The following is a 23,425-nucleotide window of genomic DNA, read 5'->3' on the forward strand; positions in this document are numbered from 1 at the left end:
AACAATCACAAGGGTTAAGAGATGGCTTATATAGAATAATTCTAAATAAAAAGTAACCAAATAAGTTTAACCATGTGAACCAAAAAATAACGCTATGAGTCCAACGGAAGAAATTATAATTGACGATAACTTTTCGATGTTAAGGTTCGAGAATAACCTTAATGAGAATATCACTTTTCAAAGAGAAATGGGAACTGATGTTATTCAGTTTTACTTTGGATTAAAAGGTTCGGCTAAATTCTTATTTAGTGAAGGAGCCTACTCTCTTCCTTTAAATGAAGAAAAGTTCTTAATTCTATACAATCCTCAAAAACAACTTCCCGTTCATCTGGAGATAACTCCTAATACTTGGATCATAAGCATCCTTATCTCAATCAAAAAGTTTCACGCTTTATTCTCAACAGAAGCTGAGTTCATCGGTTTCTTGATGGGAGAAAACAGAGATAAGAAGTACTACTCTGAAGAAGACATCACTCCTTCTATGGCTATAGTTCTTAACCAACTGTTTAACTTCTATATGAACCCAACCATTAAGAAGTTATATTATACTGGTAAAACATATGAGCTATTAAGTCTTCTATTTAATCAAAACGAAGACCAAAACATAGAAAACTGCCCTTTCTTATCTGATGAAGACGATGTAGTAAAGATTAAGAAAGCTAAGGACATTATTATTAGTAAAATGGCAGAACCACCTACGCTACAGGAGTTAGCAGACACAGTAGGCATTAATATTAAAAAATTAAAACTGGGCTTTAAACAGATATATGGAGATTCTGTATTCAGTTTCTTATTCGACTATAAGATGGAATACGCACGCAAACTTCTAGATAATGGCAACTACAATGTAAACGAAGTAGGACTAAAGATCGGATACAGTTCGGCGAGTCACTTCATTGCAGCCTTTAAAAAGAAGTTTGGTACTACACCAAAGAAATATCTAATGTCCCTTAACACAAATAACTAAACTCATGCAAGGTATATTATTAGTAAACCTAGGTTCTCCAAAGAGCCCAACAGCAAAAGATGTAAAACCATATTTAGGTGAATTCCTAATGGATGAAAGAGTAATCGACATGCCTTACATCCTGCGTTATCTATTAGTAAAAGGAATTATATTAAATACAAGACCTAAGAAATCTGCCGAAGCTTACTCTAAAATATGGTGGGAAGAAGGTTCGCCTCTTATCGTAATCTCAGAACGCCAACAAAAGAAAGTACAGGCTAAAGTAGATATCCCTGTAGCACTAGCAATGCGCTATGGAGAACCATCTATCAAAACAGGACTTCAGGAATTAAAGGACAAAGGAATAGATGATGTATTAATGATACCTCTATATCCTCAATTTGCTATGGCTACTACAGAGACTATAGATGTACTAGCAGAAGAGGTGAGAAAACAATATTTTCCTCAGATGAAAGTAACTAGCTTTCCTGCATTCTACAACAAAAAAGAATATGTAAATGCGTTAGCACATACCATACAGAATCACTTAAAAGGATATGACTATGACCATATTGTCTTCTCTTATCACGGAGTACCAGAAAGACATATCAGAAAATCGGATGTAACTAAAGGACATTGTACAATAGATGGTACATGTTGTCAAACTGCCTCTAAAGCACATGACTTCTGTTACAGACACCAATGTTTAGAAACAACAAGACAAGTAGTAGAGAAACTAAACATCCCTGCAGACAAATACACTAACTCATTCCAGTCTAGATTAGGAATGGACAAATGGCTACAACCGCCTACTGATGCTACTGTAAATGGATTAGCTGAGAGAGGTATCAAGAAACTAGCAGTAGTAACTCCTGCTTTTGTCGCTGACTGTTTAGAAACACTTGAAGAAATAGGAATGGAAGCTCACGATGAGTTCTTAAAGCACGGTGGTGAAGAATTTAGAACTATCCCATGTATGAATGACGATGATATGTGGATAGACGCTATGGTTACTTGGATTAAAGAATGGCAAAATAGATAGTATTATGTTATACCTATATTTAAAAGCATTACACATTATATTTATAGTTTGTTGGTTTGCAGGATTATTCTACATCGTGCGTTTATTTGTGTATTACTCCGAGACTAAAGATATGCCAAAATTGCAATCTAATATCCTTAGAGACCAATACACCATTATGACTAACCGATTGTGGAATATTATTACCTGGCCAGCAGCTGTATTAGCAACTGCTTTTGGTATATGGATGATAATAGAAATGCCTGCATGGCTAAGTCAACCATGGATGCATGTAAAACTATTGTCTGTAGTACTGCTAATCGCTTATCACTTAAAATGTCATCAGTTCGTTAAGCAAATAAACAGCAGAACAATGACAAAAACATCTTCCTTTTTTAGAATTTGGAATGAAGGAGCAACCCTTATTTTATTTTCTGTAGTATTTTTAGTAATTTTAAAAAGTACTTTTAATTGGATATTTGGTGTAGTGGGATTAGTAGGACTATCGGTACTATTAATGCTAGGAATACGCCTCTACAAACGAATACGCGATAGCAGAAAATAATGAAAGATGATTTTATATTAAAGAACTTTTCTCTGAGAAATAGAATATTTTTCTCACTTATATTTTTAAGTATCATCTCCTCTGTATTGATATCAGCAGTATCTGTGTATCAGTTTAGAGAAGAAGCTCGTACTTATCATCAGTATAGATTAGAGAGAACAGAGAACTCGATAAACGAGAATATAAACTACATCCTTACTACTTCTGAATACCCTCTGACTACAGAAAACATACCTCGTATATTCAGAGATAAAATACATGAGCTAGCCGCTATACACAATACAGAAATTAATATACATGATCTACAAGGGCACCTCTTGATTACGTCAAGAGGTACCTTTTCTGTTGATAGCATCTCTACTACTATTTCTCCCTTAGTTTTAAAAACTATACAATCTTCACCTAGTAAGAGATTTGTCGACATTAAAACTGTTGATAACAATCGCCTCCGTATAGCTTACAGTTTTTTAAAGGACTTAAAGTTCAAACCACTAGGTATTTTAAAAATACCTTATGAAGAACAAACCGAGTTTTATGAAAATGAAATTCAGAAATTCATGATTAAGTTTGGACAAGTATATATCATTATGCTTATTATGTCCATTGCCATATCATACTTCTTATCTAATTATATCACCCAAAGCTTAAAAGACATCAGTATCAAGATGACTCGAACTAAGTTTGGGCAAAAGAATGAGAAAGTAGAATCAACTTCTACTAGTAAAGAGATTTCAGCTCTTATCAACGCTTATAATGATATGGTAGAGAAACTGGATGAATCCTACGAAAAACTAGCTCAAACAGAAAGAGAACAAGCGTGGAGAGAAATGGCAAAACAAGTAGCGCACGAGATAAAGAACCCTCTTACCCCTATGCGTCTTACTGTACAAAGTTTCGAGAGAAGGTTTGATCCTAATGATCCAGAAATTAAGAATAAGCTTAAAGATTTCTCACAAGTTTTAATACAGCAAATAGATACCATGACTTCTGTTGCTACAGCCTTTTCTAGTTTTGCCGCAATGCCTGCTCAACAGAATGAAACACTAGACATTGTAAACACTGTACGATTAACACTTGATATTTTTAATGAGGACTTTATCTGGTTCGAAACCACAGATAAAGAAATTATCTCTAAGATAGATAGAACACAACTAATCAGAATTATTACTAACTTAGTCAAAAATGCAATACAAGCTATCCCTTCAGAACAACAGTATCCAGAGGTTAGAGTAAGTATTACTAGACAAGAAGACAGTGCTATCATCAGAGTAGCAGATAACGGCACAGGTATCAAAGAAGAAGATCTTAATAAAATATTCCAACCTAAGTTTACTACCAAATCAAGTGGTATGGGACTAGGACTGGGAATTATCAAAAATATTATTACCAATTACAACGGTACTATTGTTTTTGAAACAGAACAAGGAAAAGGAACAACTTTTATTGTTACCTTACCAATTATAAATAGTTAATCAAATAACAACATATTATGGATTTTGAGAATATTCTAATAGAAAACGAAAGTAGTTTAGCCATTATAACAATTAATCGCCCAACTAAATTAAACGCTTTAAACAAGCCGACAATAGAAGAACTACACCAAGCTTTCAAACAACTAGAGAAAGACCACGAAACTCGTGTAATCATCATCACAGGAAGTGGAGAAAAAGCTTTTGTTGCAGGTGCTGATATAAAAGAGTTTTCTAGCTTTGATACTAGTGAAGGGTCTCAATTAGCAGCTAAAGGACAAGAATTACTTTTTGACTATATTCAGAATTTCAACAAACCAGTTATTGCTGCTGTTAACGGTTTTGCGTTAGGAGGAGGATTAGAGTTAGCTATGGCTGCTCATTTCAGAATAGCTTCTAACAATGCAAAAATGGGATTACCTGAAGTAACTCTTGGATTAATACCAGGATATGGAGGTACACAGCGCCTTCCTCAATTAGTAGGAAAAGGTAGAGCTATGGAAATGATCATGACTGCAGAAATGATTACTGCTGATAAAGCTTTGGCTTATGGTCTAGTAAACCATGTAGTAGAACAAGAAGAGCTACTTGCATTCACTAAGAAAATAGCTAACAAAATAGCTGGTAACTCTGCTACAGCAATTGGTAAAGCTATCAAATCTATTAATGCTAACTTTAAAGAAGGTATTAATGGATATCACGAAGAGATCAAAAACTTCGGAGAATGTTTCGGAACTGAAGACTTTAAAGAAGGAACTACTGCTTTCTTAGAAAAGAGAAAAGCGGAGTTTAAAGGTCACAACTAATAACTAAAAAAGGTCAGAATTACTTCTGACCTTTTTTATAAATATTCCTTATTTATTTCAATAAAAAAAGCCTCTTGAATATCAAGAGGCTTTTTTGTTGGCCTACTAGGACTCGAACCTAGAACGACTGAACCAAAATCAGCTGTGTTACCATTACACCATAGGCCAGTACCATTTGATTACTTCGGCATGATTACTTCAGTAATGCGAGTGCAAAATTAGAACATTTTTTGATTCTTCCAAATTTAAAATATCTTTTTTACCTCAACAAAACTAGCAAATCCACTAAGATACTCATAGTCAATATTAAGCAAATGTAATTTTAACATTTTATTTTTCTACTTAATATTCACTTATAACAACTATACTAAACTCTTGTCATAGCTTTCACATAATACTATTTAAAAACACTTTACAACAAAAAGCATTACTGCCACCAAAAGTAACTGCTCCCTCTTAGTTTTACAAGGCTATTATAAGCAAACATATACCAAATAAAAAAGCCTCTTGAATAATCAAGAGGCTTTCTGTTGGCCTACTAGGACTCGAACCTAGAACGACTGAACCAAAATCAGCTGTGTTACCATTACACCATAGGCCAGTACCTTTTTACATACTGTAAAGCGTAATTACTTCATCAATGCGGATGCAAAAGTATAACATTTTTTGTTATCTCCAAATTTTTGTTTCAAAAAAATTAAATTTTTCTAATTACTTCAAGTAACACAAAAAAAATCTTTTCTTTGTAATAACAATCTATAAAAATATCTAGTAATTACAAATATGTTGACATTCAATTACAAGAAGTGGAATGTTATAGGCGGTTGGCTATGTTTTGCCATAGCTCTACTAACTTATACACTGACAGTAGAACCTACAGTAAGCTTCTGGGACCCGGGAGAGTATATTGCAACTTCTGCTAAACTACAAGTAGGGCACCCTCCAGGAGCTCCTTTTTATCAAATGTTAGGAGCATTCTTCTCTATGTTCGCTACCTCTCCTGATAAAGTTGCATTAATGGTTAACATGGTTGCCGTTATATCAAGTGCTTTTACAATTCTTTTTATGTTTTGGACATTGTCTAATCTACTTAAAAAAATTGTGGAGACTAAAAGCGAGTGGACAAATAACAATGCAATTGTTGTTTTAGGTAGTGCAGCTATCGGTTCGTTAGCTTTTACATTTACTGATAGTTTCTGGTTTAACGCTGTCGAGTCTGAGGTGTATGCTTCTGCTATGCTACTAACTTCTCTACTACTTTACCTAGGGATTAGATGGTATGACGACTTAAATTCTGCTAAAGGTAATCGTTGGTTACTATTGATTGGATTAGTAATCGGAGCTTCTTTTGGAGTCCATTTAATGGCTTTATTAACAGTTCCATCTATAGCATTGCTATACTATTTCAAGAGATACCAACAAGTTAATGTCAAAAACTTTATCATAGCTAATATAGCTGCAGTAGGTGTACTATTCTTCCTATTCGCATTCCTATTCCCTAAGACCTTAGCATTATTTGGTAAGACAGAGATCTTTATGGTCAACTCTATGGGAATGCCATTTAACAGTGGTACGATATTCGCCTTTTTACTTATCGTTGCCTTCTTTGTATTTGGGTTAAAATACACAGAAAAGAAAAACAAAGTAATGGCTAATACACTTATCCTTACTCTACTATTCATCTTTATTGGATTGACGAGTTGGATTATGTTACCAATACGTGCGAATGCTAAAGTAGTAATCAATGAAAATACTCCATCTGATGCTTCAGAGTTATTAGCATACTACCAACGTGAACAGTATGGTGAAGAAAGTATCTATTACGACTCTTACTTCACTAAAAAATATGTAGGGTTAGACAAAAACAACCCTTGGAAAGACGATAAACCAAACTACGAAAGAAATTACCAAACAGGTAAATACGAAATCGTAAATGAATATATCAATGCTGGTCAAAACTTTAATAACACTCATAAAGGGATACTTCCTAGGCTATGGAGTACTGATAAGAACCACCGTGTTAACTATATGCGCTATACGCGTCCGTTAGACTTTCATGCTGCTTCTAGCTATGCTGGAAATAAAGAACTTGAAGAACTTATAGCAGGTGTTAAAGAAGGTATGGCTAAAGGTGAAATAGACATTGATGGGCTAGACAAGTTCTTTGACCAATATGGAGAATATCTAGAAATAGAGGTACCTACATTCTCTAGCAATATGAGCTTCATGTTTGAGTATCAGTTCGGATATATGTTCTGGCGTTACTTAATGTGGAACTTTGCAGGAAGACAAGATGATATCCAAGGACAAGGTGACTTACAACATGGTAACTGGATTAGTGGTATCAAATTCTTAGATGAGATCCGCTTAGGTTCTCAAGACAACTTACCATCTGATGTATTAGAAAACAAAGGAAGAAACACTTATTTCTTCTTGCCATTTATACTTGGACTTATCGGTGTGGTATTCCACTATCGCAAAGACCCTAAAATGTTCTGGGTACTATTAGTGTTATTCTTATTCACAAGTTTTGCACTTAAGATATTCCTTAATGAGCGTCCATTCGAACCACGTGAACGTGACTATGCAGTAGTTCCTGCATTCTACGTATTTGCATTATGGATTGGGTTTGGAGTATATGCTATCTATGATGGACTTAAGAAATATGTACAACCTAAGTTTGCTGGACCAGCCGTATTAGTAGTATCACTATTTGCTGCTCCTGTGTTATTAGCACAACAAAACTGGGATGATCACGATCGTTCAGACCGTTATACAGCATTAGCTAATGCTAGAGCTTACCTAGACTCATGTGATCCTAATGCAATACTATTCACTATCGGAGATAATGATACCTTCCCATTATGGTATTTACAAGATGTAGAAGGATATAGAACAGACGTGCGAGTAGTATGTACGAGCTTACTTCCTCTAGACTGGTATATTGATCAGATGAGAGCTAAGGCGTATGACTCAGAGCCATTACCTATCTCATTCACACATGATCAATATGTGGGTAATAAGAGAGACGCCATCTTTATTCAGAAAATGGTAGATGAGGCAATAGATATTAACTCACTACTTAATTTTATCAAATCTGATGATGAGAGAACGAAAATTAAAACAGAGGCTGGTACTACACTATACGTCGCTCCTACTAATAAAATTAGAATACCTGTAGACAGTGTTAATATAGCGAAGTACAACATCGTATCTCCTCACTTGAGAAAAGATGTATTACCATACTTAGATATAGAGATTACTGATCAGGCTATCTATAAACACCGTTTGATGATGCTAGATATTATAGCGAACAACAAATGGGAAAGACCTATCTACTTCTCTGGTGGAAGCTGGGGAGATGATGACTTCGTATGGATGAAAGATTATCTACAGTTAAATGGATTAATCTATAAATTAATTCCTATCAAATCTACTGGAGAGTCTTCTCACCCATTAGATAGAGGATCTATTGATGCTGATAGAATGTACGATATTGTGACTAAGTGGTACTGGGGTAATATGGGTAGTGATAAAATCTATCACGATCCTCAGACTAGACGTAATGCATTAAGCTACCGTATTAACTTAGCTCGTCTAATGGAGCAGTTAATTGATGAAGGTAAAACTGATAAAGCGAAAAAGGTTATAGATATAGCGATGACTAATATGCCTATCAAGTATTACGGATTATATCAAGTAGTACATCCATTCATAGAAGGTTCTTATCATGTAGGTGAGAAAGAAAAAGCTCGTGAGATGACTAAAGAACTTGTTCAGAAGTCTAAAGAGGTCCTTACTTACTATAAAGGCCTTCCGTTAAATGAGATTGAATATTACCACCAGGAGATTATAACAGAAATAGAGATTTGGAGAGAACTACTAAATGTAGTTAAAGAAGAAGACCCTACTTTCTTTAAATCCTTAGCAAGTGACTACAACACATATAACAGTTATTTTAAATATTTTAAAAGACCTAGTTTATAGTTTAAAAGGCGATAGAAATAAATCTATCGCCTTTTCTTTTTACCTTTGCAATACTTTTAAATAAAGCAGATATACGATGATCGAGAATAAAAATCAATCTAGAACAGATATTGGACACTTAGGAGAGTTCGGATTAATAGAACACTTAACACAAAACTTTACTATAGAAAACGAAAGTACTACCAAAGGAATCGGTGACGATGCTGCAGTTCTTTCTTTTGGAGATGATAAAGTAGTCGTGTCTACAGACTTATTAATCGAAGGAGTTCACTTTGACCTAGCATATACACCTCTGAAACACTTAGGATATAAAGCTGTAGTGGTAAATCTGTCAGACATCTGTGCGATGAATGCTATACCTACGCAGATCACTGTATCTATAGCTGTCTCTAATCGTTTTCCATTAGAAGCATTAGACGAATTATACGAAGGAATAGCACTAGCGTGTAAATACTATAAAGTAGACCTAGTAGGTGGAGACACCACTTCTTCACAAAAGGGGTTAATCATTAGCGTAACAGCTATTGGTAAAGCTAAAGAAGAAGAACTAGTATACCGTAGCGGAGCAGGACAAACTGACTTATTAGTAGTATCTGGAGATATCGGATCTGCTTATATGGGATTACAAGTATTAGAAAGAGAAAAACAAGTTTTCCTTGTTAATCCTAATAGTCAACCGGATTTATCTATATACGAATACATCATCGAAAGACAGTTAAAACCTGAAGCGAGAACAGATATCAAACAATTACTAGCAGATCTAGGAGTACAACCTACATCTATGATAGATGTATCTGATGGATTATCGTCTGAGGTAATGCATCTGTGCAAACAGTCTAATGTAGGATGTAATCTATATGAAGACAAACTTCCTTTAGACCCACAATTTATGAACACATGTGAAGAGTTTAATATTGACTCTACTACGATGGCTATAAATGGAGGTGAAGACTACGAATTACTATTCACTATCAAGATGGAAGACTTCGAAAAGATAAAGGGAAATCCTAATCTGTCTATCATTGGTCACATGACTCAAGAGAGTGAAGGTGTGCATCTAATCACTAGAGAAAACACTAAAATACCATTAAAATCAAGAGGTTGGAATCCATTAAAAGATCAAGACCAAGAATAATATAATACCACAAAGGCAATTTCTTATTAGAAGTTGCCTTTTTTCTTTGCCCTATCCTTTACTTCTTCTAGTAGTACCACTCCTACTTCCTTCTGCATCTTAGCATAGTGAATGAATAATACATCTATAATGACTCCATTGTTTTGCTTAAAATAATGGAGTCTCTATGGACTCATTATGGACTCACTATGGACTCACCCCAACGAAAACACCTCTAGTTCTACCATAACTATACAACTATTATCTACAGACAAAGTGATTAAATATTTTAGCTAACACATCAAAAATCAGACAAAAACACAATAATTTCCTCACAATTGGTATAAAATTAAATTTTCAATAATTATTATTTATATATCACACATTTAATTATATTTACGAATACCAAAAACTAAAATACATAATGAATAAAACGTATCAATTAAAAGTAAATGCTGATACTGTTTTTGAGAGTGAAGATTTATTACAGGGAGATATTAATGTCTCTCGTGTAGATAGCTCTGCATATCATGCACTCAAAAATAACAGATCTTATGACGTGGAAATCTTAGAACGCCAGTTTACAGACAAAAACTACACTGTAATGGTTAACGGAAATAATTACGCCGTAAATATCCAAACCGAACTCGATAAGCTAATCAATCAATTAGGTTTCTCTCTTAATACTGCTAAGCAAGTTAATTCTATCAAGGCTCCAATGCCAGGACTTATACTTGATATTTTGGTAACAGTAGGTCAAGAAGTAGCCGAAAATGACAACTTATTAATCTTAGAAGCTATGAAGATGGAGAACAATCTTTCTTCACCTAGATCTGGGATTATTAAATCTATCAATGTCGCTAAAGGAGCTACTGTTGATAAGGGATTAGTTTTAATTGAATTCGAATAACAATGAAAAAAATATTAGTTGCCAACCGTGGCGAGATAGCTGTACGTATTATGACTACAGCTAAAAAAATGGGCATAAAGACAGTTGCTGTATACTCGACAGTGGACCGAAATGCTCCTCACGTAAGAATGGCTGATGAAGCAGTTTGTATTGGTGAAGCTCCTTCTAATCAGTCCTATTTATTAGGGGATAAAATATTAGAAGTAGCTAAATCACTGAATGTTGATGGTATTCACCCTGGATACGGATTCTTAAGTGAAAACTCTAACTTCGCTTTAGCTTGTGCTAATGCTGGTATTACTTTTATAGGACCAGATACTCACGCTATCGAAGTAATGGGTAATAAACTAGCTGCTAAAGATACTGTAAAGGCATACGATATCCCTATGGTGCCAGGTCTAGACGAAGCGATCACAGATATAGCTAAAGCTAAACAGGTTGCTAAAGAGATTGGCTTCCCTATTCTTATCAAAGCTGCTGCAGGTGGTGGTGGTAAAGGGATGCGTATCGTAGAAAAAGAAGAAGAATTTGAAAATCAAATGCAACGTGCTACTTCTGAAGCTACAAATGCTTTCGGAGATGGTTCTGTATTTATCGAAAAATATATAGGTTCGCCTAGACATATTGAGATTCAGGTATTAGCGGACAAGCATGGTAATGTGGTTCACTTATTCGAAAGAGAATGTAGTATACAACGTCGCCACCAAAAGGTAATAGAAGAAGCTCCTTCTGCTGTATTAACTCCTGAAGTACGTAAAGCTATGGGAGAAGCAGCTATTAAAGTGGCTAAATCTTGTGCTTATGTTGGTGCAGGTACTGTTGAATTCTTAATTGACGAAAATCTTAATTTCTATTTCTTAGAGATGAATACTCGTCTACAAGTAGAACACCCTGTAACAGAATTAATTACTGGTCTTGATTTAGTAGAAATGCAAATCAAAGTAGCTCGTGGAGAGAAACTTCCATTCACTCAAGAAGATTTAGAGATTAAAGGACACGCTATGGAACTTCGTATCTATGCAGAAGACCCTTTAAATGATTTCTTACCAAGTGTGGGTAATTTAGAGATCTATCAATTACCAGTAGGTGAAGGTATTCGTGTTGACAATGGTATAGAAGAAGGTATGGATGTACCTATCTACTATGACCCAATGTTAGCCAAGTTAATCACTTATGGTAAAACTCGTGAAGAGGCTATAGAAGTAATGATAGAAGCTATCAAACAATACAAAGTAAAAGGTATTAGTACGACATTGCCATTTGGTAAGTTCGTAATGGAGCACAATGCTTTCAGAGAAGGACATTTTGACACGAACTTCGTGAAGAAATTCTACAATGCTGATCTAATCAAAGAAGAGTATAAAGATGAAGCTGAGATAGCGGCATACATTGCCCTACAAATGTACTTAGAAGACCAAAAACAACTTCGATTACCAAACTAAGAACCTATGAATCCGAAAATAAATAAATTACAAGAAATACAAGCTCAAGCTAAATTAGGTGGAGGGCAAAAAAGAATAGATACGCAACACAGCAAAGGGAAACTAACTGCTCGTGAACGTGTAGAATATCTACTAGACGAAGGTTCATTCGAAGAGATAGGTATGTTAGTGACTCACCGTACTACAGACTTCGGTATGGATAAAGAAGTTTATCATGGAGATGGTGTAGTTACAGGATATGGAACGATCAATGGCCGTTTAGTATATGTGTTTGCACAAGACTTTACTGTATTCGGAGGAGCATTATCTGAGACTCATGCAGAGAAGATCTGTAAAGTAATGGATATGGCTCTTAAGATGGGAGCACCTATGATCGGTCTTAATGATTCTGGAGGAGCACGTATTCAAGAAGGTGTTCGTTCTTTAGGTGGATATGCAGATATCTTTTATCGCAACGTACAAGCTTCTGGTGTAATACCTCAACTATCAGCTATTATGGGGCCATGTGCTGGAGGTGCAGTATACTCTCCTGCTATGACTGACTTCACGATGATGGTAGAAGGGTCAAGTTATATGTTCGTAACTGGTCCTAACGTTGTAAAAACAGTAACAAATGAAGAGGTAACTTCAGAAGAATTAGGTGGAGCAAGCACACACTCTACTAAATCTGGTGTAGCTCATACTACTTCTCCTAATGATGTTGCATGTCTAGAAGATGTAAAAACACTTCTATCTTATATGCCCCAAAACAATATGGAAAAACCTCTAGACCTTCCATATACTGTAAGTGAAGAATATAGATATGAATTAGATGAGATAGTACCCGAAAGTTCTAACAAACCTTACGATATGAAAGATGTAATCGGACATATCATAGACGAGGATTCTTTCTTTGAAATACACAAAGACTACGCAGAAAACATCGTAGTAGGTTTTGCTAGACTTGGAGGTAAGAGCGTTGGTATTGTTGCAAATAATCCTATGTTCTTAGCAGGATGTCTAGATGTAAACAGTTCTATTAAGGCAGCTCGTTTTACGCGTTTCTGTGATGCCTTCAATATTCCTTTATTAGTATTAGTAGATGTACCTGGATTCTTACCTGGTACAGATCAGGAGTGGAATGGTATCATAGTACATGGTGCTAAATTACTATATGCTCTAAGTGAAGCTACTGTTCCTAAAGTAACAGTGATTACACGTAAAGCGTACGGAGGTGCTTATGATGTAATGAACTCTAAACACATTGGAGCTGATATGAACTTCGCTTGGCCAAATGCAGAGATTGCCGTAATGGGAGCTAAAGGAGCGAGTGAGATTATCTTTAAGAAAGAAATATCTGAGGCAGCAGATCCTGCAGCTAAACTAGCAGAAAAAGAAGCAGAATATGCTGATAAATTTGCTACTCCATACAGAGCCGCTCAACGTGGATTTATAGATGAAGTTATTCTTCCTAATGAGACACGTAGAAAGCTTATCAAAGCCTTCTCTATGTTAGAAAACAAAGAGGTCAATATGCCAAACAGAAAACACGGTAATATTCCTCTATAAAATATGAAAAGCCTCTAAAGTGAATTCACTTAGAGGCTTTTGTCTTTAATAGCAAAAGAATTAAACTGCTATACTATTTATCTTACTGCGTATTTATTTTTATAATTATTTGTTAAATAAAACTTATATTTGAATCAATAAAAACCACAATACTATGGAAGATAATAAAGATTTAGAAGGCAAAAAAGAAGTTCAAAACACAGAAAACACGCCTCCACCAATACCAAACACTGAAGAAACTAATGAAGGACATTCTATTGTAGACAAAGTAACTTCAACAATTAAAGAAACTGTTGAAGATATCAAAGAAGAAGCTACAGAGTTAAAACAAGACATTGTAGAGCCTGCTATAGAGTCTGTCAAAGAAAATGTAGTAGAGCCAGTAGTGGAAGCTGTTAAAGAAAACATAGTTGAACCAGTAAAAGAAACTGTAGAGGAAATTAAGCAAGAGATAAAAGAAGAGTTTAATACTCCTCCTCCAACTCAATCTCCTTACCAGAATTATAATCAACCAACGTATAATCAGCCTCCAATACAAGAAAAAAACGGTATTGGATTAGCAGGATTTATCTTATCTATTGTTGCTTTTGTACTTTTTTGGATTCCTATTATTAATGGTATCTGTTGGTTATTAGGATTAATCCTTTCTATAGTTGGTATGTTTAAAAGACCAAAAGGATTTGCTATCGCTGGTTTAGTAATCTCACTAATTGGTATTGTTTTCTTTATTTTAGCAATTACACTCTTTGCTACTGCAGCAATTTTGAGCAACTAGTACCATATAAATATACTTATTAGAAACAATAAAGGCTGTCTATCAACATAGACAGCCTTTATTATTTTTTGTATTTTGCACTAAAATAATATCAATGCGAACACTAGAAGAATTAATCAATACAGAAGACCCTGGACTAGCTGTGGTGAAAGAATGGATACAAGATGCCATATGTCCTGTCGAGATACTACCTCAACACAGTAGACAAATCGCAGAGGAAGCTCTACTACAGTTACAAATAACTACGCGTTCTCCACTAGGCGCTATTGTATATGAGACTGGTGGGTTATTGATAGATAACGGCTGGATAAGAGTTTTAGGTGGAGGTTTTAAAGAGGAGGAGAATATCTTAACCTCAGCATTAGAATGGAATACAAACAAAACAATAGACAATGAAGGAAATTCAAAAGGTTATTATATTGTAGCGATTGATGTATTAGGAGGTTACTTCTGCATTAATTCTGGTGGCTTAGGTTCTGACGCAGGAAGTATCTATTACTTTGCTCCTGATACTTTAGATTTCGAAGCATTAGATATCAGCTATTCTGATATGCTACACTTCTTTATTACGGGTAACTTAGATCAGTTCTACCAAGACTTTAGATGGGATACATGGAAAGAAGACACAATTAATTTACGAATAAACCAATCCTTTCATATCTACCCTCCATTATGGACAAAAGAAGGAAAGAATATTAATTCTACGTCTATTACACCTGTAACATCAGAAGAAGTTTATACGGTTAATCACGACTTTAGAAACGGATTAGATAACATTGAAAACAAATATTTATAATGAGCAAATTTGATCACTATACTGTAATACCGAATATCAATACAAACTCAGTAGAACTGTTCTTACCTACAGCCGAAGATATCAACAATTGTGAACAACAATTAGGCTTTACTTTTGAAGAAGATTACAACACTTTTATGCTTCAATATGGTACAGGAATACTAGGAGGAACTTATATTCGTATCTACTCTCCTACTCGTATCACAAAAGGACAATCAGAATGGTTAGAGAGAGTTACTCAATACTACTTTTGGGAAGATGGTGAAGACATTTTAACGAAAGAACAAGTACTAGAAAGTATCTGTATAGGAGACACTCTTGATGGTGATGAAATTATCTTTTATCAAAATCAATACTATGTTCTGCCAAGATATGAAGAAAACATTTATGCCTTAGGAGCAACTTTAAATGATGCTATAGAGTGGTTATGTACAGCAGGTATATTGACAGAAGCTTTTGTTGAAAGAGAATTTGAGCCATTCAATGAATAACATCACAACCCTATAGTTTAAATAGCACGATATTTGTAGTACAGAAAACATTCAAAAGGGACATCTTTTAGATTAAAACAATCATCTTTCTTTTATTTCATTCTATTTTGGCGTAAATTAGAGAGAAGAATCCTAATAATGAGATTAACGTTTAACCACACTATATGCAGAACAAAATACAACTCTTAGAAAAATACTTCGAAACCGAACTTTATGAAGACTTTCATTCCTTACAAAGCGACCTAGTTATTTGGGTAGACTGGAGTGACTATGATGATGCTATAGTTGAGTACATAGAGAAATGCCTTCTGACTGGTCATCTAACTGCGTCTATAGAAGATCAACCTAATGATCAACTTCTATTAAAGGTTATCTATGACAGCAAAGAATACACACATATTATAGTGGATCGAGATGATACTATTATCTGGTTAAACAGTATTCTAATGCCTGACTATGAGATTCGCTTCTGCAAGATATCGGATGGTTCTGATACCTTAGCTTTCTTACCTTTAACTAGAGAGCATTGGCATCAACTAGAAACTATTTATACTTTAGATAAGATAAATAGTCACTTTGAGGCAATCAACAGCGATTCAGTATTCTTTAATAAAGAATATGACTTTGATGAAGATTTCTTCTTAGAAGACTAATTAATAACATATAAAGAACACCTATTGACTAGGTGTTTTTTATGCTCTAGAATATTTTATTAGATTTTTATTAGAAGTACGTAGTATATTTACTTTGAATAAATACAAATTACTACCTTGCAGCATAATTCTACAAAGAATTAATAACTTTGTACTACTTAATTAATAAACAATCAATTAAAGTGAGAAGCAAGATTGCCTTATTTTTAATGACGCTATTCTTAATTTCGACAACTGAACTAGGCCAGGTGTTGAAGTTTCCGCTATTGGTTGAACATTACATTGAGCACACATCACATAATCCTGAATTAACACTTTGGGGATTCTTACAAATACACTATAGCGAAAGTCATAAAGAAGAAGGAGATCCTATGGATGAGAAACTTCCTTTCGTTACTCACACACATTTTATAAGTATAGTAGCTATCGTAGCTCCTACACCTATTCTAAAAATTGAACGTATTAAGTTTAATACGCTTGATAATAAAATACATGCTTTCAATGAAGATCAAATTGAAAGCAACTACCTATCTTCTATTTGGCAACCGCCGAAGTATTGTTAATACCTAATATCGAGTAATAGTCTATTGTTCATACTGTATCAGTTATGAACAAATAATCTATGTAATCCACACAATATTAACGTATTAACAGAATAAATCATGTTAAACAAAATAATTGAGTTTTCTGTAAAGAATAAACTCATCATTGGGCTATTTGTATTAGCTCTAATCGGTGTTGGTATATACCAGACAACGAAACTTCCTATTGATGCTGTACCAGACATCACAGATAACCAAGTACAAGTAATCACAGTAGCTCCTTCTTATGGAGCCACAGATATAGAACGATTAGTAACTTTTCCAATAGAGCAGGCTAACAGCAATATTCCAGGTATTAAAAATATGCGAAGCTTCTCTCGCTTTGGTCTTTCTTTAGTAACTATTGTCTTTGAAGAAGACGTCGATGTTTATTGGGCAAGACAACAAGTAAGTGAACGTCTTAACCAAATAAAAGCTGATATTCCACAAGACATTGGACAACCAGAGCTCGGCCCTATTTCTACAGGACTAGGTGAAATATACCAATACGTAGTAAGACCTCTTGATGGCTATGAAAACAAATATGATCTAACAGAGTTACGCTCTATCCAAGATTGGGTAGTACGTCGTCAGCTACTATCTGTAAAAGGAGTTGCTGAAGTAAGTAGTTTTGGAGGAAAGCTAAAACAGTATGAAATAGCTGTAAACGCAAACAAATTAGACGCTTATGGCATTACTATCAATGATGTATTTACAGCACTAGAAAACAATAACGAAAACACAGGAGGTGCATATATTGAGAAAGGCCCAACTGTATTATACATTCGCACAGAAGGGTTAGTAGGCACTATCGAAGATATAGAAAATATAGCTGTTACTTCTAGAAACACAGAAGTACCTCTACTTGTCCGAGATGTAGCTAAAGTACAGATAGGACACGCTACCCGCTACGGAGCAATGACTTTTAACGATAAAGGAGAAGTATCCGGAGCTGTAGTAATGATGCTTAAAGGTGAAAACAGTAATGACGTAATCAAAGACGTCAAACTAAAAGTAGCCGAAATACAAAAGACTTTACCAGAAGGAGTAGTAATAGAACCATTCCTTGACCGTACTAAAATGGTTAACAATGCCATCGGTACAGTAGAGCGAAACTTAACAGAAGGAGCATTAATTGTAGTATTTGTATTAGTCCTATTCTTAGGAAATATGAGAGCAGGTCTACTTGTTGCTTCTATCATTCCACTGGCTATGTTATTTGCCATCTGTATGATGAACCTATTCGGAGTAAGTGGTAACTTAATGAGTTTAGGAGCCCTTGACTTTGGTCTTATCATTGATGGAGCAGTTATTATCGTAGAAGCTGTCCTCCACCAGTTCTCCCATAATGCGAGGTACAAGTCAATGAATAAACTATCACAAGATGATATGAACAAGACTGTAGTCCACTCAGCATCTAAGATGATGAACAGTGCTGTATTTGGTCAGATTATTATTCTTATTGTATATATTCCTATCCTAACCCTAGAAGGTATCGAAGGTAAGATGTTTAAACCAATGGCACAGACAGTTGCTTTTGCACTATTAGGGGCATTCATCTTATCCCTAACGTACGTACCGATGATGAGTTCATTGATTATGAGTCGCAAAGTAACTCATAAGCCCAACTTATCAGAGCGTATTATGAATCGTGTAGAAGCTTTTTATCAACATTGCCTTCTAAAAGTATTGTCTATACCGAAGATTATCTATTCAGTAGTTGCTGTCCTTTTTATCTCTGCATTATACATTCTATCAACTTTAGGAGGAGAGTTTATCCCTTCATTAGAAGAAGGAGATTTCGCAGTAGAGACCAGAGTACTTACTGGAAGTAACCTTACCACCACAATAGAAAGTACTCAAAAGACTGCCCATATTCTAAAGACTCGTTTCCCTGAAGTAGAGAAAGTAGTAACTAAGATAGGTAGTGCAGAGGTACCTACAGATCCTATGCCTATGGATGCCAGTGATATGATGGTAATCCTAAAAGACAAGAGTGAATGGACCTCAGCTGAAACCTTTCCAGAACTGGCAGAGAAGATGACTAAAGAGCTAGAGGAAGTACCTGGAGTAACTGTTGGTTTTCAGTTCCCTGTACAGATGCGTTTCAACGAATTAATGACAGGTGCGAGACAAGATGTTGTAGTAAAAGTATTTGGTGAAAACCTAGACACTTTAGCAAACGTTGCGGGTAAGATTGGCAATATCGCTAATACAGTAAAAGGAGCTATCAATCTATATGTAGAACCAGTAACGGGTATGCCTCAGTTAATGATAGAGTACAACAGACCAGCTATTGCACGTTATAAGCTATCAATCTCTGAGATAAACAGAATTGTCAATTCATCACTTGCAGGACAGAGTACAGGTATGGTTTATGAAGGCGAAAGACGCTTTGATATGGTTGTTCGTATGGACGAAACTAATCGTAAGAATCTATCTGATATCCAGAACCTACTAATCTCAACGCCTCTAGGAACACAAGTACCCCTAAACCAGTTGGCTACTATTGAAATAAAAGAAGGGCCTAATCAAATCCAACGTGAAAATGCACAACGTAGAATCTTCGTAGGTTTTAACGTAAAAGATAGAGACGTACAGAGTATTGTAGAAGAACTACAAAACAAAATAGAGACTCAGATCAAACTACCTACAGGATATCAAATAACTTATGGAGGACAATTCGAAAACTTAAACGAAGCTAAAGCACGCCTTGCTATTGCAGTACCTTTAGCCTTAGTGCTTATCTTCTTATTGCTATTCTTCGCCTTTAGAGATATTAGAGAATGTTTAATGATATTCACAGCCATTCCTCTATCTATCATAGGTGGAGTATTCTTACTTGCATTAAGAGGAATGCCTTTTAGTATAAGCGCAGGTGTTGGTTTTATTGCCTTATTTGGGGTAGCAGTTTTAAACGGTATTGTACTAATTGCCGAATTCAACAGAATACATAAATCAGGAATTAAGAATATGCCACTTATCGTCGTTAGAGGTGCTACCTCACGTTTGCGTCCGGTACTAATGACTGCTTGTGTTGCGTCATTTGGTTTCTTACCTATGGCATTGAGTAATGGTGCAGGTGCGGAAGTACAGCGCCCATTAGCTACAGTGGTTATTGGAGGATTGCTATTAGCTACCTTCCTAACTTTATTTGTATTACCGATGTTATACATCACATTCGAACAAAAATTAAACTTCAGTTTTATGAAAAAGAAAAAAGCCATCACAGCTATTGCCCTATTCTTAGGATTAGGTTTCTCTGCTCAAGCACAGACTCCAATTACTATAGAGTCTGCATTGTCTCAAGCTATAGAAAACAACAATACTATACGTGCTGAAAAGTTGAGAACAGAATACGCTAAGGCATTTATTAACACAGCTACAGATATTCCTCAGACTACTATAACAGGTGAGTTCGGACAAATAAACGGACCATACACAGATAACAAATTTGGTATAGTACAAGACTTTGCTTTCCCAACAGTTTATAGCAAACAAAAGAATGTCTATAAAGCCGAATACCAACAGAGTATCTTCAATCTAGATTTAAAGACATACGAACTAAAGAAAGCTGTAACACAAAGTTTTTATGACTATATGTACTGGCAAGAGAAAGAAGCCCTTTTACTTCGTGCAGATAGCTTATATGCTAACTTCTACAGCAAAGCCTCTCTAAGATTACAAAAAGGTGAGAGTAATATCTTAGAGAAAACAACTGCCCAAAACCAACAGATGAGTATACAAGCACAGTTAGGTGAAGTACAGAAAACGAAGAAGCTAATTCAAGTACAACTACAATATCTACTAAATACATCAGAAGATATTATGCCTACGATGCAAGACAAAAAGTTAGAACTTTCTGATCTAGAAACTGACCTAGCTACTAATCCTGTATTACAGCTTATCGAAAACCAAAAGATAATAGCACAAGAACAGACGAAGCTAGAGCGATCAAAACAACTGCCTAACCTACAAGCAGCTTATAACAACAGTAGCTTTATGGGAGTAGCAGCTAATGATGTATACTATGATAGAGGTAATCGCTTCCACTCATTCCAAGTAGGGGTGTCACTACCTATATTCACTAGTGGTCAGCGCAATCGTATTAAGAGCGCTAAGATAGCAGAGGAAGTAGCAGATGCTGATTATACAGCTACTAGAGATATGATGAACACACGTTATCAACAGTTGTTAACATCTCATCAGAGCAATCTACAGATATTGACTAATTATGAAAGTTTCTCTTTTAAAAACTCTGAAACAATCACTAAGACAGCTCAATTACAATTCATCAACGGAGACATTAACTATTTAGAGTATGTGATGTTAATAAATCAAGCACTTGAGACTGTCAACAGATACTTAGACACACTAAAAATGTACAATGACAATATCATCCAAATCAACTACCTAACTTCTAATAATTAAGACTATGTTTTCTAAATATATAAATACAAGACTGTTTGCTCTAACACTAGCTGTGGGAAGTACAGTCCTTTTTACTCAATGTAAGAAAGAACAAACTACTGATGAACCTACTCAAGTGGTAGAAGAGAACACTACTACTGTACATCTAACAGATGCACAGATGAAGAATACTACTATAGAGACAGGTTCTCTAAGTGAACGTCAAATAGCAACAACACTAAAGCTAAATGGTAAGATAGATGTACCTCCTCAAAACTTAATCTCAGTAACTAATCCACTGGGCGGATACCTTAAAAACACGAAGTTACTACCTGGTATGCACATTAAGAAAGGGGAACTTATAGCTACTATGGAAGATCCACAGTACATCCAATTACAGCAAAACTACCTTATCGCTAAGGACAAATACGAATTTGCAAAGTTAGACTACAACCGTCAGAAAGACCTAAATGCTAGTCAAGCGAGTAGTGATAAAGTAATGCAAATAGCACAAGCAGAGATGAATAATCAACGCATCACGATGAACGCATTAGCACAACAGTTAAGTTTAATTAATATCAACCCTGCATCACTAACACATAACAAAATTAGTAGAACAATTAATATCTACAGCCCTATAAACGGATTTGTAAGTACAGTACTAGTCAATGTTGGTAAGTATGTAACTCCATCAGACGTTATGTTTGAACTCATCAATCCTAGCGATATACACCTTAACCTTAAAGTGTATGAGAAAGACTTAGACAAACTAGAAGTAGGACAGCGCGTAGTGAGTTATACGAATGGTTCTCCTGACAAAAAGTACGAAGGAGAGATAGTACTAATCAGTATGGATGTCAATACAGAAGGAGTATCAGAAGTACACTGCCACTTTGAAGAGTTTGATAAAAAGCTCGTACCAGGTATGTATATGAATGCAGACATAGATACACACTCAGTAGTAGCTAAAGCCTTACCTGAAGATAGTGTTGTTTATTTTGAAGGGCAAAACTATGTGTTCATAGAAACAAACAAACAGACCTATGAGATGACAGCAATAAAAGTAGGTCCTAAAGAAAATGGGTATATCCAAATCACCAATCCAGAGATTCTAACGAATAAAAAGATTGTTACTAAAGGAGCCTATACCCTACTGATGAAATTAAAGAATACAGAAGAAGAGGAATAGAATAATCTCAGTATATATCAGGAGTCACTATTGATTAGTGGCTCCTGTTTTTATTTTATCCCTACATCATTTATAAACAATATGTCAAAGAACGATACCACAAAGCTATCGTTCTACTAATATCCTAATCTAAATAGTGACCTATATGGCTACTTATGAACATAAATGACTTAATATGATCACAACTAATAGGACACTATCTATCACATAGATACAAAAAAAGCACCATCCAATAGGATAGTGCTTTCTTAAATATACTTTTATAAAGTGCTAATTAAGGCATTAAAGCTTTTTGATATTTCTCAGCGATAGCTTGGAATCTAGCAGTTTGCTCTTTAGTGATAGTCGTTGGGTCAGTTTTTTGTAACTCCTCAGCGATTTTCATTAATTCCTCACTTACTTTAGTAGCGTCAGCTACAGCAGCAGTATCACCAGCTTGTACTTTTTTCATCAAAGCGATATGCTCATCAGCGATTTTTTCATATTTATCTAATACTGCATCGTACCCAGTAGCAGCAGATGCTTCCTCTTTTGCAGGAGCTTCAGCAGGAGCCTCAGTTGTTGCAGCTTCTCCTTCTTTAGGAGCATCTTTTTTCTCACCACAAGAAACAGCTATCATAGCAGCCATTCCTAAAACCATAAACGTAATCTTTTTCATATCTGATTATTTAATTAATTAAACGTTCCCTTGAGATAATAGCCTCTATTTTCTACTGCAAAAA

Annotated in this window: 18 protein-coding genes and 2 tRNA genes; 17 read left to right on the plus strand and 3 right to left on the minus strand. The window is 35.2% G+C overall.

Going from position 1 to position 23,425, the window contains the following annotated elements:
- The first annotated feature begins 94 nt into the window (after positions 1 to 94).
- From BMX53_RS01840 to BMX53_RS01860, 5 genes are read left to right on the plus strand one after another with little or no spacing between them, the layout of a single operon-like run.
- Complete coding sequence (locus BMX53_RS01840) at positions 95 to 967, plus strand: helix-turn-helix transcriptional regulator (protein ID WP_063175108.1); 873 nt, start codon at positions 95 to 97, stop codon at positions 965 to 967.
- A 4-nt stretch (positions 968 to 971) separates the two neighbouring features.
- Positions 972 to 1,988 (plus strand): ferrochelatase, encoded by a 1,017-nt coding sequence (hemH, locus tag BMX53_RS01845; RefSeq protein ID WP_063175107.1) that lies wholly within the window; start codon positions 972 to 974, stop codon positions 1,986 to 1,988.
- 4 nt (positions 1,989 to 1,992) lie between these two features.
- Positions 1,993 to 2,532 (plus strand): CopD family protein, encoded by a 540-nt coding sequence (locus tag BMX53_RS01850; RefSeq protein WP_074744335.1) that lies wholly within the window; start codon positions 1,993 to 1,995, stop codon positions 2,530 to 2,532.
- Positions 2,532 to 4,004, plus strand: a complete 1,473-nt coding sequence (locus BMX53_RS01855; protein WP_063175105.1) for a sensor histidine kinase — start codon at positions 2,532 to 2,534, stop codon at positions 4,002 to 4,004. Before BMX53_RS01850 ends, BMX53_RS01855 begins: the two co-directional genes overlap by 1 nt.
- A gap of 17 nt (positions 4,005 to 4,021) precedes the next feature.
- Positions 4,022 to 4,807, plus strand: a complete 786-nt coding sequence (locus BMX53_RS01860; protein ID WP_063175104.1) for an enoyl-CoA hydratase/isomerase family protein — start codon at positions 4,022 to 4,024, stop codon at positions 4,805 to 4,807.
- A gap of 97 nt (positions 4,808 to 4,904) precedes the next feature.
- On the opposite strand, the gene BMX53_RS01865 is transcribed toward BMX53_RS01860, so the two are convergent.
- Positions 4,905 to 4,975: transfer RNA gene (locus BMX53_RS01865), tRNA-Gln, on the minus strand.
- 362 nt (positions 4,976 to 5,337) lie between these two features.
- Positions 5,338 to 5,408: transfer RNA gene (locus tag BMX53_RS01870), tRNA-Gln, on the minus strand.
- Between the two features lie 182 nt (positions 5,409 to 5,590).
- Here BMX53_RS01870 and BMX53_RS01875 point away from each other — a divergent pair.
- The 12 genes from BMX53_RS01875 (at position 5,591) to BMX53_RS01930 (ending at position 22,703) form a co-directional block, all read left to right on the plus strand.
- On the plus strand, positions 5,591 to 8,794 hold the full coding sequence (locus BMX53_RS01875) for a glycosyltransferase family 117 protein (protein ID WP_063175103.1): 3,204 nt from the start codon (positions 5,591 to 5,593) through the stop codon (positions 8,792 to 8,794).
- Positions 8,795 to 8,870: 76 nt separating this feature from the next.
- A complete protein-coding gene (thiL, locus tag BMX53_RS01880) occupies positions 8,871 to 9,929 on the plus strand; it encodes a thiamine-phosphate kinase (RefSeq protein ID WP_063175102.1) in 1,059 nt (352 codons plus the stop codon).
- 403 nt (positions 9,930 to 10,332) lie between these two features.
- Positions 10,333 to 10,818, plus strand: coding sequence for an acyl-CoA carboxylase biotin carboxyl carrier protein subunit (locus tag BMX53_RS19465; protein WP_063175101.1), 486 nt, complete (start codon positions 10,333 to 10,335; stop codon positions 10,816 to 10,818).
- Positions 10,819 to 10,820: 2 nt separating this feature from the next.
- A complete protein-coding gene (accC, locus tag BMX53_RS01890; protein WP_074744337.1) occupies positions 10,821 to 12,260 on the plus strand; it encodes an acetyl-CoA carboxylase biotin carboxylase subunit in 1,440 nt (479 codons plus the stop codon).
- 6 nt (positions 12,261 to 12,266) lie between these two features.
- A complete protein-coding gene (locus BMX53_RS01895) occupies positions 12,267 to 13,808 on the plus strand; it encodes an acyl-CoA carboxylase subunit beta (protein WP_063175099.1) in 1,542 nt (513 codons plus the stop codon).
- Between the two features lie 154 nt (positions 13,809 to 13,962).
- Positions 13,963 to 14,583, plus strand: coding sequence for a DUF4190 domain-containing protein (locus BMX53_RS01900; RefSeq protein WP_063175098.1), 621 nt, complete (start codon positions 13,963 to 13,965; stop codon positions 14,581 to 14,583).
- Between the two features lie 94 nt (positions 14,584 to 14,677).
- On the plus strand, positions 14,678 to 15,379 hold the full coding sequence (locus BMX53_RS01905; RefSeq protein ID WP_063175097.1) for a DUF2625 family protein: 702 nt from the start codon (positions 14,678 to 14,680) through the stop codon (positions 15,377 to 15,379).
- A complete protein-coding gene (locus BMX53_RS01910; protein WP_074744339.1) occupies positions 15,379 to 15,870 on the plus strand; it encodes an SMI1/KNR4 family protein in 492 nt (163 codons plus the stop codon). The genes BMX53_RS01905 and BMX53_RS01910 overlap by 1 nt, the downstream gene beginning before the upstream one ends.
- A gap of 164 nt (positions 15,871 to 16,034) precedes the next feature.
- Positions 16,035 to 16,523: a hypothetical protein gene (locus BMX53_RS01915; protein WP_038985116.1), complete on the plus strand. Its 489-nt coding sequence runs from the start codon at positions 16,035 to 16,037 to the stop codon at positions 16,521 to 16,523.
- A 182-nt stretch (positions 16,524 to 16,705) separates the two neighbouring features.
- Positions 16,706 to 17,086 carry a hypothetical protein gene (locus BMX53_RS01920; RefSeq protein ID WP_242651176.1) on the plus strand — a complete coding sequence of 127 codons (381 nt, stop codon included), beginning with the start codon at positions 16,706 to 16,708 and terminating at the stop codon, positions 17,084 to 17,086.
- Between the two features lie 99 nt (positions 17,087 to 17,185).
- Positions 17,186 to 21,535: a CusA/CzcA family heavy metal efflux RND transporter gene (locus BMX53_RS01925; RefSeq protein WP_074744341.1), complete on the plus strand. Its 4,350-nt coding sequence runs from the start codon at positions 17,186 to 17,188 to the stop codon at positions 21,533 to 21,535.
- 4 nt (positions 21,536 to 21,539) lie between these two features.
- Positions 21,540 to 22,703 (plus strand): efflux RND transporter periplasmic adaptor subunit, encoded by a 1,164-nt coding sequence (locus BMX53_RS01930; protein ID WP_074744343.1) that lies wholly within the window; start codon positions 21,540 to 21,542, stop codon positions 22,701 to 22,703.
- 274 nt (positions 22,704 to 22,977) lie between these two features.
- On the opposite strand, the gene BMX53_RS01935 is transcribed toward BMX53_RS01930, so the two are convergent.
- On the minus strand, positions 22,978 to 23,361 hold the full coding sequence (locus BMX53_RS01935; RefSeq protein WP_074744345.1) for a DUF6591 domain-containing protein: 384 nt from the start codon (positions 23,359 to 23,361) through the stop codon (positions 22,978 to 22,980).
- Between the last annotated feature and the right edge of the window lie 64 nt (positions 23,362 to 23,425).

The organism is Myroides marinus (assembly GCF_900109075.1).
GTDB classification, from domain to species: domain Bacteria; phylum Bacteroidota; class Bacteroidia; order Flavobacteriales; family Flavobacteriaceae; genus Flavobacterium; species Flavobacterium marinum_A.